Genomic DNA, 16,794 nt, shown 5'->3' on the forward strand with positions numbered 1-16,794 from the left:
GGCCGGAGGGGAGCAGTTCCAGCAAAGCGGAGAGGTCCGCCCCATCCAGGGAGAGGGAAAAACTGCCCGTATCCGTGATGGTCAGGTAATCGGAATGAACATAGCCCTCCCGCTCCGGCAGAAGCACCTTGACCCATTCGCCCTCGGTGCCGATGACCTCCACCTGAGCCCCGTTGGGAAGCTGGGTGAAGGCGTCATTGTCCAGCCCTGCGCCGGTGCGGACATTCAGATTGCCGCCGCAGGTGGTCACGGTGCCGGTGCGCAGGGGCTCCAGCCCCTCCAGGTTGGGAGTGAACAGGATGCCATCCTCGGTGACGGTCACGGTTCCCAGGCTGCTCAACAGTTCGGTGAGCTGGTCCAGGGTGTCACCGCCGGCCTCCGCATTATCGCCGCCGGCAGTATCTTCATCATCGGAAACCGTGATTTCCGGGGTCCCGTCATCCTCCGTGAGGCCTGCCTCCGTTTCGGTGTAGTAAGGTTCACCCTCCCCGCCGCCGGCAAAGGCGGGGACCGCAAAAGCCGTGGCACAGAGCACCACGGCCAGAGCCGCCGTAAACAGGCGGATGATCGTGTTATTCTTCATACTCGGCGTCCTCCATCTCGTTCTCGCCGGGGTCAGCCGACGCCTCCGCCTCCATCATGCCCTCCGGCAGGGTGATGAGGCCGCTGGCGTAAGCCTTCAGGAAGGCCGTCAGCTCCCGGTTGTCCATCTTTACCGCCTTGACCATGCGGACGATCTCCAGGTTCTCCTCCTCCACAAGCTGCGCCTCCAGAGAGCGGAGGCGCTTCTGCTGTTCGGAGATCTTCTCCTTGGTCTTTTCGATGTCTCGGCGGATTTTCTCAACAGTTGCCATGTGTGCAATTCTCCTTTCCAAACCGTTCTTTCCATGAGTAGTTGCGGCCCAGGCCCTGGACCGTTTTCAAATTGGGGCGGGCGTTGTCCTCCAGCGCGATGGCCCGCTGGAACAGGTCCGGGTGGTGGTCACGCAGATAGATGATCTCCTCCGCCCTCATGCTGGGGCAGAAGAAACAAGAGGACTTGCCCGGCTGGGGCAGCCCCGCATCATCAATGGCCCGCTGACAAGCCGCCCGGTCCCATCCCCATTCCATCAGGGGATACCACTTGCTGTACTTGGGGTCGGCCAGATCCCCCAGCAGCACCTTGTCGCTGCGGTAGCCTTCGCCGGCGTCGTAGCCGATGAACTTGACCACCCGTTTGCCCGCCGCCCACACCTTCCGGCAGGGCGGATAATGGTTGCAAAACTTTTCCTGCGGCCCGATCTTGTGTTTCAGGGAACACCGCTTGAAGCCATAGGCCATAGAAGGCAGGGTGCCGCTCTGCAAGCACTCCTGTTCCAAGGTCAGCCGCTTTCCGTCCCGCGTGGTCTTATACACTCTGGTGATGGGCGGCATCCCGTGGTCCTTCAGCCAGCGGTCCATGATGTCCAGGTAGGCATAGGTGTGGGGATGCTCCGCCCCGGTATCCGCAAAGAGGATCAGGTCTACCGGGATACGGTGCTGGTGCAGACCGACTAAAAGGGCGGTGCTGTTGACACCGCCCCCATAGGAAACCATATTGATGTGTGTTTCACCTCCCATCAGTTGTACGGCGGCCGGCCGTAGGCATAAAAGTGAGACTGCCAGTAACTTGTATTCAAATTGGTGTAGGAAATCGGGTCTCCGCAATGCAGCATCATCCCGTCGCCCACATAAATACCCACATGGGAGATACCGCTGGTGTCATAGGTGCCCACAAAGAACACCAAATCACCGGGCTGGGGGTCGGATACCGGCGTGGAGATATTGTAGAGCCCCTGGGCGCCCAGCCGCCCGGTGTTACAAAGCCCGGTGCTGGTCAGCACATAGCTGACGAAGCCGGAACAGTCAAACGATGTCTCCGGGCTGCTCCCGCCCCACACATAGGGGTATCCCAGGTATTTCTCCGCCTCGGTGATGAGGGTGGCAAACCGTTCATCCGTCAGGTACTCGGCGGGGATGTCCCAGGCCGTAGGCGGGTTCTCGATGTACTTGTTCACATACCCGGAGGACGGAAACAGATCCGGCCGGTTGCCCAGGGTGGACATATACACGGCATACATGGAAAGCTGATCCTCGCCCATGATGTAGACCGGCACATGAGAGAGGTCAAAGTTTTCCAGCGTGACGGTGCAGATATACCAGGTGTATGGCACCTCCACTTCGTACTCGTTGCCCTCGCTATCTGTCCGGGTTTCCGTCCGATACCTTGTTTCGGTGATCACAGTTTCGGTGAGGATGTACTGCTTGTCAAAGAGCATTTCCAGGTCGCCTTGCACCTCGTCCAGGGTAAACACCCCTTCATGGAGCGCCGACAGGATGGACAGCAGCACATAAGGGTCATGCTCGATCTCGTCCAGGTCAAAGTGATATTCGTCATAGTCATGGGTGGCCTCGTAGGTGTCCAGGTATTCTTGAAGCTCCGCCTCCATCCCGCAATAGGCGGCCTCGGCCCCGGTCAGGTCCGCATCCTCGGAGAGATAGGAGGACGCCACCAGGCCGGAAGTCCCGCCCCCGAACATGGAAGTGCAGGACTGCATCAGCCCCATGATGAGCATGAGGATCAAGCCGATCCCTCCCACAATGAGAAGGGTGTGTTTGTTCTTCGTCACAAGCCCGCCCAGCTTCTGGGCGATGGTCCCGCCGCCTTTCTTCGCTGCGGAAGCGGCGGTCTGGGATGCCTTTCCCGCAGCCTGGGCCGCGCCGGTCCCTGCCCGATGTGCGGCAGCATACTGCTTTTGCAGTCGCTTTTTCTGCCACAGGCGGGAGATGGGGTTGCTGGACGCAAGCTGGGGATTTTCCATGACGGACTTCCGCCAGTAGAAATCGGCATTGGCTTTCACCGCTGCCTGCTCCGCCTGCTTCACATCCCGCCAGGGTTTCATTTTCCGGTCCGCACGCGCCTGATGGAAACGCCGCTTGCCATAGCCCACGGCCTTCTCAATCTGCCGTTCTCCCAGGTGGCCGGCCTGAACGCCGGAGTTATCGCCCTCCACCTTGCTCACTTCGCCGTGGAGGGTGGACCGTATTTCCTGCACCGGCCGGGACAATGGGCTGCCATGCTCCTTGCCGGGAGGCTTTACGGGGACAGCAGCTTTCGCCGCGTCCAGCCGATCCGCCGCCTTGTCCGACTTACGGATGGCCTTTTTCAGTTCCGGCGCCGCCTGGTCTGTCTCGGAAAACTGCAAACGGGAGGAAGGGCGGTCCCTGGCCTCCTCACCCTCCCGAAAGGTGTCTCGCCGCTTTCGCCGCGCCTTTTTTGTCTGCCGGCGTTCCCGGTGTCCCACCACCTCGTCCGCCGCCCGGTTCAATGCCCCCGCCGTTTCATCCGCAGAAGAATAATCCTGCTCCGGGGGACGGTCTGAAATATGGGTTGCCTCGCCAGTCACCAGGTTCACCGAGATGGCCCCATCACGGGTCATCTTCTGCGCCTCCTTTTCGGAGGCTTTCCATTCCTGCATTTATCCGTCACCTCCTCCGTAGGGGCAGATGCTGGCGCACGCCCCGGTCTCTATCAGGGAAATGTAGTGAAAAATGGGATAGGCCTGGGGCGGGCAGACTGCGTTCCCCAGGGTTTTCAGCCGCAGCGCCCGATCCTTCGTATCCTCGGTTATGCGGGGGACGCCCTCCGGCTCGCTGGCCCAGAGGATACGTCCGTCCATCCCTGCGGGAAGCCCATGAGCCATTCCACCCAATCGGGGTTCAGCGCCGCCTTCTCCGACAGGGGCTGTTCCTGGTGGATCACCTGGGCTGACAGGTTGGAGGATGGGGATTTGCCCCGGAAGGCCGCCGGTTTCAGGGTGGAGCGGTAGCCCTCCGACGCCGCCGGCGTCAAGTAGAATACCGCCGCCGACAGGGACAGGCTCCAGATCGTCCCGTCCTTGTTCCGCTTGCGGAATATCCCGTTGTCCGACAGGAACACATCCAGGTTGGCAGCGTCCCGGCAGGTGGATTTGTCGGAGGCAAGGGGCGTGGGAAACATCAGCCGCGACGATAAAAGTTCGCTGGCGCTCATGCCATGCGCCGACGCCGCAAGCCGGAAATACGAATGGGAGAACAGCGTATCCCGCTTTTGCCAGGTCAAAAATCGTTTTGTCGAGCCCCATATTGATGAAGCCAGCAACATTTTCCCCAAGCACCCAACGGGGCCGCAGTTCGGCAATAACGCGGCACATTTCCGGCCACAGGTAGCGTTCATCCGCAAAGCCACGCCGCTTTCCTGCGGTGGAAAAGGGCTGACAGGGGAAGCCGCCGGAAATGATGGTGACTGTTTCAAGTCCTGTTTTCTCAAAAAACGCCTCCTTCGTAAATGTGGTAATGTCCCGGAACTTCGGCACATCCGGCCAGTGCCGCTCCAGGATAGAATAGGGGTAGTCCGCCCATTCACATTGGCAGACGGTCTCGAATCCGGCTGCCTCCGCCGCCAGGTCCAGACCGCCGATGCCGGAGAACAGGCTTACATGGGTCAGACGCTCCATACCTCATCCCCTTCAAGGCCGTCATCCTGGGAATCGTCCTCCACTTCCTCCAGCGGAATCAGGTTATGACGCTTGATGATGGCCTCCTCCAGGGTATCATGCGCGATGCCGCTGCCCTCTGGGAGGCCCAGGCTGCGGTAGATCCGCTTCATCTCTTTCTCGTAATTGCCGGCCCGCTTTTTCAAGCGGAGAAAATCCTTCTCCGTCTCCGCCTCCGACAGGCAGCGGGCCAGGGAGTGATAGAGAACGATCAGGTTGTAGATGTCGCCCACCAGCATACGGAAACCGCTGCCGGGGATGATGTACTCATCCCGATATTTCTTGGGCTTCGGCTCCTCCTCCGGAACCACCTCCACCTCGTCCAGCTCCTTGTCCATGAGCCCCTTCAAATCCTTGGGGTCGCCGAACACCAGATAGCGGCCGGGGATGCCCCAGCTCTGGAACTTCTCCTCGGCGATCTCACCGTACCGCTTCGCCGTGTCCAGCACATGGAACACATCTTCCTCGTCCTTGATGCGGCCAGCCAGAAAAGCGAGCTGGTGGAGGAGCCCATACAGGTGGACCTCATCGTTGATGTGGGAGAGATAGGTCTTGCCGTTGATGACATACAGTTTGTTTTTCATATTCACGCCTCCGTTTCCGCCGCGTGCTCCACCTCGCTGGGCTTGGTGGTGAGCAGCTTGTAAAGCTCCGTGTTCTTAGGGAAGTCATCCGCAAAGGGCAGGATGACATTGTTGAAGAACAGCAGCCCATGGCCGGGGTCGGAGTTGGTCACATAGGCAAGCTGCTCCGGGGAGATGTTCAGCCGCTCCGCCAGGATCTTCCGGTCGCCGGCGGCCTGGTTGAGCATATAGATGAAATCGCTGTTTTCCAGAATGTTCTCAATCTCCGGGGAGGAAAGCAGATCTTTGGGGTTCTGCGTCGCCCCGGTCGGCACGCCGCCCCACTTTCTGAACCGTTTCCAAATCTCGGCGCTGTACGCCGCAGTCTGTTCCTCCTTCAGCAGAAGGTGGAACTCGTCCACGAAATACCAGGTAGACCGACCGATGGCCCGGTTGATGGTGACGGTGTTCCACACCGCGTCCTGGACAATGAGCATACCGGGCTTTTTCAGGTTCTTGCCCAGGCCCTTGATGTCAAAGCAGACAAGGCGGTTGCGGATGTCCACGGTGGTGCGGTGGTTAAAGAAGTTCAGCGAACCGTTCACATACAGGTCCAGCGCCTGGGCCACCCGGTCGGCCTCCGGGATGCCTTGTGCCAGAAGCGCCTCCATCAAATCGCCCAGAATGGGCATATTCTCCGGTCTGGGGTCGGCAAAATAGGGCTGATAGATCTTCTGCACAGCCCGGTCGATGACGGTTTTCTCGATGGCCTCCAACCCGGTCTTGCTGCCCATGATGAGCTCGCAGAAGGACAGAACAAAGTCAGATTTCAGCGCCAGCGGGTTCTCCTCGTCCGAGTAGTTGAGATTGATGTCCAGGGGGTTCACATAGTCGGTGCTGGACGGGGACAGCCGGATCACCTGACCGCCCAGCCGCTTCACCAGGGGCGAATACTCGTCCTCCGGGTCGCAGATGATGACATTATCTTTGGTGGTCAGGATGATGAAGGTGATCTCCCGCTTGCAGCTCATGGATTTGCCGCTGCCCGGCGTACCAAACACCAGGCCGTTGGGACACCGGGACTGCTTGCGGTCCAGCAGGATCATGTTATTGGAGAGGGCGTTCAGGCCGTAATACATGGACTCGCCGCCCATGAACAATTCCTGGGTGACGAAGGGAACGAACACCGCCAGGGCTGATGTGGTGAGGCTGCGTTCAATCTTGATACGGTTCAGGCCCAGGGGAAGGCTGCTCATCAGCCCATCCTCTTGTTGGAAGTCCAGCCGGGTGAGGAGACAGTTGTAGGTCTGGGCGACGCTGGCCGCCTGGGATACGGCGATCTCCAGCTTCTGCTTGGTTGCCGCCATGTGCATGACCAGGAAGGTCAGATTGAACATTCGCTCGTTCCGGCTTTGCAGGTCCTGGAGGATGGTCTTGGCCGCGCCGCCGTAGGTGGCAAGGTCGCTGGGGAGGATGTCCATGTCATACCCGCTGCGAACCGCCCGTTTCTGCTCCGCGATCTTCATGGCGTCCAAGTCGGTGATCTTCCGCTTGACCATTTTTATGGCCTCGTTCTGGTTGATGCCTCGGATGTGCATGGTCACCAGGATGTTGCCCTCGGTCTCCATAAACTCCGCCAAAATGCGGTCGTGGATCTCCGGGGCGGTGATCTGCAAAAAGCTGACTGCGCCGTACATCTCGCCGATGCGGAAGGTACGGGTTTCTCCGAAATGGAAGGAGGACGGGGCGATGAAGTCCTTGACCGAAAGGCCGCTGGGCGCCAGCCAGTCCCAATCGAAAGCGAACCTTCCGCCCTCCGGGTGAAGGATGCCGTGAAGCAGCTCCAGCCGCTCCTTCCCGTCCAGCACATGCGCGGCGGCCCCCATGACCTTGAAGCGGTTGAGGGTGTCGGTCTCGATACGGGCAAACCGCGCCCGCGCCGCCGCCAGGTTCTCCGCCTCGATGGTCAGGGTGACATACTTTGTTTTCACATATCCGTTGCTGCCCCGCTCATACTGGAAACGGAGTATCCCGGCTGCGTCCTCACGGATGGGGTCCAGGTCGTCGCCCTGGGGACGGATGCCGAACAGGTCCTCCTCCAGTCCATGCTCCACATACCGGCTGCTGAGTGTCATTTGCACCCCAATGGTGGGGTCATAGCCGTTATAGAAGTCGCAGAGGCTTTCAAAGATGCTCCGCTGATCCTCCGGCCCTGCCAGACGGTAATTCACATCCTCATAGGCGATGGTTTTGGAGAAGGCACCGCCATCCAGCCGACACAGGCCGTCCGGGAACATATTGCGGAAAGGGATGCTGTCCTGCACCGTATGGGTTTTCCCATCGCCCTTTGCCTGCCGGATCACCGCCTCGATCTGCCTGCGCTCATTGCGGGTCAGTTTACGTCTGGGCTTTGCCGTTTTTCCGGGTCTTGCGGTTTTTACCTGCAATCGCTCTCACCTCCTGTTCCAATTCGTGCTGCCGCACAAGCGCGGAGTACAGGTTGTTGGTTTGGTAGATCCGCACCTTTGGACGGATAAACTTGTTCTGAATGAGGTGCCCAAGGAACACCTCCAGGGGCTGCCCGTTCCGCTCGTACATAGCAAACAGGAAGAAGGGCAGCATGACCAGGATCATACACAGGGCCGCCGTGGTGGTGCCCAGCGCGCCCTTGGCTAAGAAGAAAAGCGGCACGCCAATCAGCGCCGCCGTTCCGAAACAAATCACCTGCCGCTTGGTCAGCCCGAACAGGACCTTGCTCTGCACCTTGCTCAGGTCCTTCGGGATCGTTACATAGGCCAATCACATCAACTCCTTCTTGTGGGAATATAGTCTTTGAAATCTTTTACCGCATGGAAAATTCGTTTATTGTTCACCCACCGCTGAAGATGGCGGGTAATCTTAGGGGCGGTGGGGCGCTCATAGATCATTACATAGGGGTCATACCCCAAAGCCCGCAAGGTGTTCACCCGGTAAAGGTCTTGCTCATGGGTGCTTCCATAGTTGGTCAGCACATAGACACGCCGGTTTCGGTCGCTTCGGATGGCGGTATGCTCCACAAAGCGGCGGAAATACTCCGTCAAATCCTCCTCCGGGTTATCCCAGGCAAAATGTACCGCCTTGGTTCGCACCTTGTTCAGCAGGAAAATGTTGTCCGGGCTGGTCAGTCGGATGTCCAGCCCCTGAGTGAAATCCACCAGCGCCCGGCTGTCGGCAAGCTGCTGCAGCAGCGCCTCATGGTCCGGGCAGGCCAGCAGATTGGGGTCCAGCAGTTTGATCTCATCCTCGCCGCGCCAAAATTCAAAGAGGTCAGCGACCTTGACGCTCCTGCGCCCTTCTTTACCGCTGACAATGCAAAATCCGCAGTTTCTCGGACAGCCTCGGCTCAAAAATCCGTAGGCTGTTCCTAAAAACCGCGGATAGAGAAAGTAGTCCGGCCGGATGTGCTCAATCTCATACGGAAGGTCTTTCCCGCCCGGCCCGTAGCCGGTGCCGCCCTGGATGACCTGGTCCGCATTGGTCACGGTGATGTTGTCCCTGGAATAGGTATCCGTGAACACCCGGCTTTTATAGACCAGGTCGTAATGCCCCTTGGGGCTCCACCACTCCACCCGGTCGCCCCGCCGGGTATGGTATTCGGAGAGTTTCATCAGACAGAGATTTGGAAAGTTGTGAGAATCCACATCGATCAATCCAACCTTCAATCAGCCACCCCCTTAGTGCGCCCCGAACAGGGATTTTGCGAGGCTGCCGGTCTTAAAGAGGGTGAAGCACAGGAGTACCGTGTACCCCATGCACCCCCAAATAGCGCCGGAAATGTTGTCGCCGCTGAGCGAAATGCCTTCCACCAGCACCGCATAGATGCCCACACAGATCATAATGAGGAACGCCTGGAAGCCCAGGGCCAGCAGGGAGCGGAGATAGTTCTGCCCCGTGTTTCCCCATTCCCGGTTGACCATCGTGGCAAATGGGATGGGACCTATCGAAGTGACCAAATACACCTCAATAATTCTGCCGTAAATGACCAGGAAGATGCAGATGGAAAGTATCTGCGTACACAGTCCCACGAAGATGCTCTGGAACCACAGCCCCAGCAGGGCGCCGATGCTCCAGTCTGCAAGCTGGGTTTCCAGATCAGCGGTCACGCTGGATATGTCGATGCCAGCATCCGAGATGATGACGCCTGCCGACTGGTTGACCACATTCTGCGCCACATCGAACACCGCCATGACAATGTTCCAGGTGTTCGTGACAATCAGCACCGCACAGAAAGACTTAAAAATCCACTTGAAGAAGATCCATGTGTCGAAGTCATGTAGATTGTTCTTCTCGACGATGAGCTGGATCAACTCGTAGCACATGACAAAGGTGAGGATGATGCCGGCGATGGGGACGATGACCGTTTCCGAAAGGCTGCGGATCATATTGAAGATGCCGCTGTTCCAGGCGGCGGGCGTCATGCCGACCTCCCCGGCGATCTCGCCCACCTTTGTGTTCAGGGTATCAAACATCCCGGTCAGGTTGGATATGATACCGTCAATGAGCAGTTCTTGGAACCACTCCTGTATTGCGTCAAAAATCAACGGGGATCACCTCCTTTCCGGGAGGCCCCGTGTGCCGAGGCCTCCCGTGGGGTTTGTTGGCGGACATCAGGTAGTGGACAGCAGATCGGCCAGCAGGGGGATCAACATCATACCGATGAGGGCGACACCGCCGCCGGCCATCAGCTGCTTGATGCCCTGGCTCTTGGAAGCGGGGTTGTCCTGGCCGTAACCTTCCAGAAGGTTGATGCCGCCCCACACGCACAGGCCGCCGCCCAGGGCGATGACCAGAGTCTGCAAAACGTCGATAGCACTGGTAAAAAAGCTCATATTCACATTTCCTTTCGTTGTAGAATCGTTATTGTAGGTCTGCGGCTGTCAATTCGTACATCTCGAAAGGCTCGTCCGGCTTTACGATGGCCGGTCTGCGTTTCATGTACCGTTCCATATCAAAGAGGTACTTCTTGTCGGCGTCGGCAGTATATCTGTAGTCGGGATGTTTGGTCAGGTCGTACTTGTCCGAAAGGAACGGGCGCACGCCCCGCAGCATGAAAATACATTTGCCTCCGTCCATTACCGCCAGTTCGTCTTGTGTCATCAGCTCCTTTCCCAATTTCTGATAGTTGAGGCCGTGGGAGACCTGGCTGCCCCGGTTCTCGGATTGATTGAAGCTGTCGATGGTCTCCTTGCCCAGCAGCTCCGAGATTTCTTTCAGGGTGGATTTCTCCTTGCCTCCCAAAAACAAGGTGCTGTCGCAGTTACCCACAATGGTGTCCGCAGCGTCCTTGTAGATGGTCTTTAACTGACTTTGTGACTGCAAAATAATAGAAGCCGAGATCTCCCGGCTCCGGATGGTGGCGATCAGCTTATCGAAGTTTGGTATCTGCCCGATGTTGGCGAACTCGTCCAGGAGGCACCGCACATGGACCGGCAGGCGGCCGCCGTAGAAGTCGTCCGCCTTGTCGCACAGAAGGTTGAAAAGCTGGGAGTACATGAGCGCCGCCACAAAATTGAAGGTGCTGTCCGTGTCGGAGAGAATGACGAACAGCGCCGATTTCCGGTCTCCCAGGGTGTCCAGTTCCAGTTCGTCCTCCGCCATAAGGTCCCGTAGTTCCTGAATGTCAAAGGGAGAGAGGCGGGCGCCGCAGCTAATGAGGATGGATTTCAGGGTCTTGCCGGCAGCCATCTTGAATTTGCGGTATTGCTTCACGGCGAAATGATCTGGCTGCTCCTTTTCCAGCTTGGCAAACAGCAGATCCACCGGGGACTGAAACTCCTCGTCATCCTCTCTGGCCTCCGATGCGTTGATAAGGTCCAGCAGGGTGATGAAGTTGCGCTCCTCCGGCTCCGCCTCATACCAAATGTAGCCGATGAGGGCAGAATAGTATAACCGCTCGGCCTTGACCCAAAAATCTTCGGAACTCTTTTCACCCTCTCCCTTGGTGTTGAGAATGAGGGCGTTCACCAGTTTCAAAATGTCCTTTTCGCTGCGGATATACGCCAGGGGATTATATTTCATGGATTTTTTGAAATTGATGAGGTTCAGACTTTTGATACGATATTGCCTGCGCTCCAGCAGGGCGCCGACTTCCTGTAAGATGGTGCCCTTCGGGTCCGTGACCACATACGAGGAATGGCATTGGAGCAGGTTGGGCTTGACGAAGAACCGCGTCTTGCCGCTGCCGGAACCGCCGATGACCAGGATATTTTTGTTCCGGGCGTACTTGGGCTCCTTTGGGCGGCTTGACATGGTGATCCGCTCCGTTTGGGTAAGGAGAACATTTTGGGAGAAGTCCTTATCCATGTAGGGAGCGATGTCGGCAGGTGTGCCCCAACGGGCACTCCCGTACTCGATGCCGCGGCGGTATTTCTTGGCGTTTTTGCCCTTGGAGTAGACCACCAGCCGAATCAGCACCGCGCCGGCGGCACCCACACACAGGTCCAGCAGATGGAAACTGGGTGCCAGACTTGCGAAGGCCGCTGAAAAGCCCTGCCCGATATGGAGCAGCTTCTCCGAGGCGTCAGCCCCAGGAGCCAGCCGCACGCCCTGGCAGAGCTTGTCAAAGAGATACACAAAGATGAGATACGGAAGGTTGAGGATGAGCTGCTTTTTCAGCTTATCGGTCATCGCGTCACCTCCCGGTCCTTGGTCTTGACCTTCTCCCGTTCCCGGTGTTTGGTCTTGGACTGTTCCTGAGCCTGGGCCAGCCGCTCCCGGATGGTGGGGTGCTTCTCCCGATCCAGGGTCATGGCGGTGAACTCCTTGAAGGCCGGCTGGAGCTGGTCCTTATCCTTCGCCTTGAAAAACACATAGTAATGCGGGGGCTCCGTGGTGGGGTCCTTCTTCAGGGCATAGTCGATGTCATACTTTTTCGCCACCACGGAAAACGCCTTGATGTTCTGCTCCGTGATCTCGATGTTGGTCAGGGAGGCCCCATGCTGTTTGAGCTGGTGCAGGGTCTGTTTTCCCTGGTGTAAGCTGCGCTGGGAGGGCTTCTTCTGCATCTCCTCCAGCACCTTCTTCACGGCCTTTTGGAGCAGGTCCGCCGTCATCTTGCCGGTCTCCACCGAGAGGGAGACCGCGCCCTGGGTGATTTCTTCCTGCACGCACATCACCTCCGATCTCCGCCGCCGTACATATCGTGGCTCACCAGGGAAGTGTAATAGCTGCCGATGGTGGCCGGGGCGTTATACAGGGCGGCCAGCAGGTATTTTTTGATATTGCGGACATAGGTGGTGTTCTCCCGCATCCGGTCCAGCACATACTCGATGTGGGAGCTGTCCAGCTTCAGGAACCGGGACTTGACCACCTCCGCCGGGTAGTCGTCCCCGGCGATACGGATCATCTCCCGGTTGGAGCACACCGTGTCCACCATGAGCTCCACCAGCTCGTCCAGGCGGTCACGGTCAAGGCGGTGGTTCTGGATGAGGCAGTCATACTCGATGTTCTCCAAAATCAATTCCCGATAGCTTTCCCGTTCCCGCATCCGGTCCCGTCCTTTCCGGTCCGAGCCCCTGGGGGTTTGGGGGATTGATTGGACAGGATTTGATCCTTCCGTACTTGATAGATCTTTTTTTGATTTTTCTTTACTTGATCTATTAGTATTTAATTGTGCGGGGTTTCCCTGTTCAGGTTCTTCCAAGACAGGGGAAGCCTGTTCAGGATTATCCAAGACTGGATTTTCCCGTTCAGGTTTTTGCGGTTTTGGTTCCGGCGGTCTGGGCTGCTCCAGGATGGTGTACTCGATGGCGCCGAGCTGGCCGTTGGGGTTGCGGACCCGCTGGCGGATCACATAGCCGTGTTCCTCCAGCTCCCGCACCCCGGCGCAGATGCTGTCAACGCCATCTTTGCAGATCCGAGCCAGCCCCTTGGTGGTATAGTCCCATTCCTCCGGCAAGGAGAGCATGAGGGAGAGAAGGCCCTTCGCTTTCAGCGAGAGCGACTTGTCCCGCAGGTGGTGGTTGGACATCACCGTATAATCACGGGTTTTCTCAATGCGGAATACCGCCATGTTGGATACCTCCTTCCTTCGGTTTTGAAAAGTGTTCGTTTCGGCGGATTTTCGCCCCTGTATCACCACCCCGCCTCCCATGAGGGAAAGAATATGGGCGGTTTCACTTTCGCCGCCCACAGGCGAAAAAACAGGGGATTTTCCACCCGTATTCATACAGTTTCATGCACCCTTGGCAGGGCATAAAAAAACGCCACAGGTTTGTGTAACCTATGGCGTTCCCCGGCAGATGGCCGGTCTGTATTCAGTTGTTCCCTTAAATTTTGGGGACTTACTCCTCGTTCTCCTCCATCCCCAGCCAATCCTCAAAAGATTTTCTGGAAATGCGGATCATGTTTCCGATCCGGATCGTCTGAAACTCGCCGGAGTTTGCGAGCTTATAGGCAGAGGATTTTCCAATGCCGAGAATAGCGGCTATGTCCTCCACGGTGTAGGTTCTGTTTTTCGGCGTCTGCTTTCCGCCCGATGCACTCATAATCTGCCTCCTGTTTCTTGTCGGCATTTTGCCCATACCTGCCCGGTTTCCCTGATGGGAAAGGCCCTGTTAGACACCATTCCTGCTAAGAATTTGCTAATTTGACTTTCTGAACGCCCCGTCACGAGGCGGCATCACAGGAATTTTTATGCAGATTGACCAGTAACCAGGCAATACAATTTCGGATAAAACAACAAGGCAAATTATGAAACGGACGATGTACCAAGCGGCACGCCATACTCCTAAGCGGTAGGTCGGAGGTTCGAATCCCCTCAGGCGTGCCAGCTCAGAAACACCCCTTTTGGCAAGAATCCTCGCCTGACGGCGAGGATTCTTAGCCGGACGGGGTGTTTCTTCGCTTTCGGGGCGGATCCGCTTCGCTGGGCTCCGCCCCGAAGAGGACGCCGCCTGCGGGCGGAACGAAGGCCGGATATCGATTTTGCCCAGTAATGGCAGCTCAAAAACAGCTCTGCTTTTTTATCAAAAGCAGAGCTGTTTTTATTGGGACCATGTATCGCACATTTCATCTCAAAGGGGTGAAAATCAGTTTTTATGATGGCCTATCAAGCCACCGCCCATCATTCTGGGTAATTTTTGCCCAACAGGTTCCGCAGCCCTTCGTCTCCGCAAGCCGCTCAGACCGGTCTGCGAAGGAAAATAGTCACACTGTTTTTACATATTTTCACAAAATACCGCTCTTTTTTACATTTTATACGCTTTGGGGTCCCATATACACCCCTCTCTACTCTTCCCCCCACCGAAAGAATATGTTACAATAGTAGCCGTCATGGGGGTGAGGTCTTGTTCGTCCGCATCCGAAAAATAATCTACGCCATGGAAAACAACCTGGTGCTCAGCGCCATCAAAAAGGGATTCCTGCTGGTGATCCCCGTGGTGCTGACCGGGTCTTTCGCCTTGCTGCTGAGCAATTTCCCCGTCCCTCTCTATCAGGAGTTCCTCGCCTCCTTCGCGGGCGGCGCTCTTTTATCCCTGCTGGGCTTCATCGTGGGGGCCACCACAGATTTTTTGTCCCTCTACCTGGTCCTGGCCATCAGCTATTTTTACTCCGACAGCCTGGCCGGTCAAAACCTCACCCTGCGGATGACGGCCATGGTCACCGCCTGCGCCTGCTTTATCGCCTCCTTCGGCGGGGCGGGCGGCTCTTTGACCCTGTCCTGCTTCGGGACCATCGGGGTCTTTACCGCCATGGTCTGCTCCATCCTGGCCACCCGCCTCTTTTTTCTTCTGGATCTGGGAATGTACCGCCGCTACCGCTCCTATGCCGCGGGCAACGACATCCACTTCCGCAGCTCCATGTCCGCCATTCTCCCGGTGGTGGTCTGTGTGACGGTGTTCACCCTGGGGAACCTGCTCCTTCAAAAGCTGTTCCACGTGGGAAACCTCAATGATCTCATCAGCGGGCTCCTGTTCCGCGCCTTCGGCGGCCTGAACGGCGAGCCGGGCAACGGGGTGATGTTCCTGCTCCTTTTGGACCTTCTCTGGGCCTTCGGCATTCACGGCGGCAACGCTCTGGACCCGGTGGCGCAGACCGTTTTTACCGCCGAGGGGACCGCCGGCGGCGTCATCACCAAATCCTTTCTGGACAACTTCGCCGTTCTGGGGGGCAGCGGCGCCACCATGTGCCTGCTGCTGGCCCTGCTGCTGGTCTCCCGCCAGAAAAACGACCGCAGGCTGGCCTATTCCGCCGTCCCCCTGACCCTTTTCAACATCAACGAGATCCTGGTTTTCGGCCTTCCCATCGTACTCAACCCCATTCTGGCCATCCCCTTTATCCTGACCCCCATCTTCTCCATGCTCCTGTCCTACGGGGCCGTTCTGATCGGCTGGATGCCCGCCGCCCAGCAGGCGGTGAACTGGACCACCCCCGTATTCTTCAGCGGGTATCTGGCCACCGGCTCCTGGCACGGCACTGTGGTGCAGCTGGTGTCCGTGGTCCTGGGGACGTTGATCTACATCCCCTTTGTCATGCTGTCGGAGCGGTTGAAGGAGAGCCGGGAGCTCTATTTGATTGATGAGCTGACCCAGGACTTCCGCCGCTGTCAGGAGACCGGGGAACAGCCCCGCTACCTGGAGCGCACCGACAGCCTGGGCGTGATCGCCAAGGCCCTTGCCGGCCAGCTGCGGGCCGACGTGGAGCGCGGCAGCCTGCCCATCCACTACCAGCCCCAGGTGGACGCCCAGGGCCGGGTGACGGGGGCCGAGGCCTTGCTGCGCTGGCGGTACGGGGACTCGGCGGTCTATCCCCCCGTGGTCATCGAGCTGGCCCAGGAGGACGGCTGTTATCAGGAATTGACCTGGCGCGTCCTCACCACGGTCTGCCGGGATATCCCGGTTCTCCGCCAAGGTCTGGGCCAGGACATCCACATATCGGCCAACATTGTGGCCGAGCAGCTCAACGACCCGGCGCTGACGGAACGGATCATCCGCCTGGCGGAGGAAAACGACGTGTGCCGCAGCCTGGTTCTGGAGGTGACGGAAGAGACCTCCCTGGTCAACCTGCCCCACATCACCGCCAATATCGAGCGCTTCGGCTCCTGCGGCATCACGCTGGCCATCGACGATTTCAGCATGGGAAAGACCTCCCTGAACTATCTGCGCAACAACCACTTCCACTATGTGAAGCTGGACGGAAGCCTGGTGTGCCAGGTGCTGGAGAACAGCCGCTCCCGGGAGATCATCGGCTCCATCGTCGCCCTGGGACAGGGTTTGGATTTCCAGGTCATTGCGGAATGCGTGGAGACCGGAGAGGTGCGGGACGCCCTGCTGGCCCTGGGCTGCACCGTTTTCCAAGGGTACCTGTACAGCCCGGCCATCCCCCGGGAGGAGCTCCTCGCCTGCGGGAAGGAACTCCCGGCCTCCCTCCCCGTCTGACAGAGCACATTTCCAAAACCCTCGCAGGATCAAGAGGCCGTCCGTCCGGAATTCCCGGCCGGACGGCCTTTTTTGCCGCGCTGCGGCGGAAAATCCCTGCCTGGACCCAGGCCGTGTCGAGGGGCACTTTTTCGAAATAGTCTGCCGCCTTTATAAACCGCCTCTGGATCTTTCATAAAGATTTGGCCTTTTTTGCAAAATCCCTTGACAAATTATACTGTAAATATTATAGTTACAGTATAGAAAGCGGTTTGATCTTTG

At 57.9% G+C, this 16,794-nt stretch carries 15 protein-coding genes and 1 pseudogene; 1 reads left to right on the forward strand and 15 read right to left on the reverse strand.

The window, feature by feature from the left end; translation table 11 throughout:
- Positions 1-91 precede the first annotated feature (91 nt).
- From AAEU42_RS14290 to AAEU42_RS14360, 15 genes and pseudogenes are all read right to left on the reverse strand, one after another.
- Positions 92-583: pseudogene (locus AAEU42_RS14290) on the reverse strand (SH3 domain-containing protein); the annotation flags it as partial.
- On the reverse strand, positions 573-854 hold the full coding sequence (locus AAEU42_RS14295) for a DUF4315 family protein (protein ID WP_025654212.1): 282 nt from the start codon (positions 852-854) through the stop codon (positions 573-575). The pseudogene AAEU42_RS14290 and the gene AAEU42_RS14295, both read right to left, overlap by 11 nt.
- The gene (locus AAEU42_RS14300) at positions 841-1,575 is read right to left on the reverse strand and encodes a phosphoadenosine phosphosulfate reductase (protein ID WP_425288226.1); all 735 of its coding nucleotides are present in this window, start codon (positions 1,573-1,575) and stop codon (positions 841-843) included. Before AAEU42_RS14300 ends, AAEU42_RS14295 begins: the two co-directional genes overlap by 14 nt.
- Before the next feature lie 23 nt (positions 1,576-1,598).
- Positions 1,599-3,497, reverse strand: a complete 1,899-nt coding sequence (locus AAEU42_RS14305; RefSeq protein WP_342234236.1) for a C40 family peptidase — start codon at positions 3,495-3,497, stop codon at positions 1,599-1,601.
- A complete protein-coding gene (locus tag AAEU42_RS14310; RefSeq protein ID WP_342234237.1) occupies positions 3,498-4,514 on the reverse strand; it encodes a DNA cytosine methyltransferase in 1,017 nt (338 codons plus the stop codon).
- Positions 4,502-5,137, reverse strand: coding sequence for a hypothetical protein (locus AAEU42_RS14315; protein ID WP_342234238.1), 636 nt, complete (start codon positions 5,135-5,137; stop codon positions 4,502-4,504). The genes AAEU42_RS14310 and AAEU42_RS14315 overlap by 13 nt, the downstream gene beginning before the upstream one ends.
- 2 nt (positions 5,138-5,139) lie before the next feature.
- Positions 5,140-7,563 carry a VirB4-like conjugal transfer ATPase, CD1110 family gene (locus tag AAEU42_RS14320; protein WP_342234239.1) on the reverse strand — a complete coding sequence of 808 codons (2,424 nt, stop codon included), beginning with the start codon at positions 7,561-7,563 and terminating at the stop codon, positions 5,140-5,142.
- A complete protein-coding gene (locus tag AAEU42_RS14325) occupies positions 7,514-7,915 on the reverse strand; it encodes a PrgI family protein (RefSeq protein ID WP_342234240.1) in 402 nt (133 codons plus the stop codon). The genes AAEU42_RS14320 and AAEU42_RS14325 overlap by 50 nt, the downstream gene beginning before the upstream one ends.
- Positions 7,916-7,920: 5 nt before the next feature.
- Entirely contained in the window at positions 7,921-8,763 is an 843-nt protein-coding gene (locus AAEU42_RS14330) for a radical SAM protein (protein WP_309442440.1), read from the reverse strand.
- 66 nt (positions 8,764-8,829) lie between these two features.
- The gene (locus AAEU42_RS14335) at positions 8,830-9,696 is read right to left on the reverse strand and encodes a VirB6/TrbL-like conjugal transfer protein, CD1112 family (protein WP_309442439.1); all 867 of its coding nucleotides are present in this window, start codon (positions 9,694-9,696) and stop codon (positions 8,830-8,832) included.
- Positions 9,697-9,762: 66 nt separating this feature from the next.
- A complete protein-coding gene (locus tag AAEU42_RS14340; protein WP_342234241.1) occupies positions 9,763-9,984 on the reverse strand; it encodes a Maff2 family mobile element protein in 222 nt (73 codons plus the stop codon).
- 28 nt (positions 9,985-10,012) lie between these two features.
- Positions 10,013-11,782, reverse strand: coding sequence for a VirD4-like conjugal transfer protein, CD1115 family (locus AAEU42_RS14345; protein ID WP_342234242.1), 1,770 nt, complete (start codon positions 11,780-11,782; stop codon positions 10,013-10,015).
- The gene (locus tag AAEU42_RS14350) at positions 11,779-12,261 is read right to left on the reverse strand and encodes a PcfB family protein (protein WP_342234243.1); all 483 of its coding nucleotides are present in this window, start codon (positions 12,259-12,261) and stop codon (positions 11,779-11,781) included. Before AAEU42_RS14350 ends, AAEU42_RS14345 begins: the two co-directional genes overlap by 4 nt.
- A 5-nt stretch (positions 12,262-12,266) precedes the next feature.
- Positions 12,267-13,166: a DUF6017 domain-containing protein gene (locus tag AAEU42_RS14355; RefSeq protein WP_342234244.1), complete on the reverse strand. Its 900-nt coding sequence runs from the start codon at positions 13,164-13,166 to the stop codon at positions 12,267-12,269.
- Positions 13,167-13,437: 271 nt separating this feature from the next.
- Positions 13,438-13,641: a helix-turn-helix domain-containing protein gene (locus AAEU42_RS14360; protein ID WP_087235317.1), complete on the reverse strand. Its 204-nt coding sequence runs from the start codon at positions 13,639-13,641 to the stop codon at positions 13,438-13,440.
- A gap of 801 nt (positions 13,642-14,442) precedes the next feature.
- On the opposite strand from AAEU42_RS14360, the gene AAEU42_RS14365 reads away from it, so the two are divergent.
- Positions 14,443-16,533 carry a PTS sugar transporter subunit IIC/EAL domain-containing protein gene (locus AAEU42_RS14365; protein WP_342234245.1) on the forward strand — a complete coding sequence of 697 codons (2,091 nt, stop codon included), beginning with the start codon at positions 14,443-14,445 and terminating at the stop codon, positions 16,531-16,533.
- The last annotated feature ends 261 nt before the right edge of the window (positions 16,534-16,794 follow it).

Source organism: Pseudoflavonifractor phocaeensis, assembly GCF_038439875.1.
Classification (GTDB): domain Bacteria; phylum Bacillota; class Clostridia; order Oscillospirales; family Oscillospiraceae; genus Vermiculatibacterium.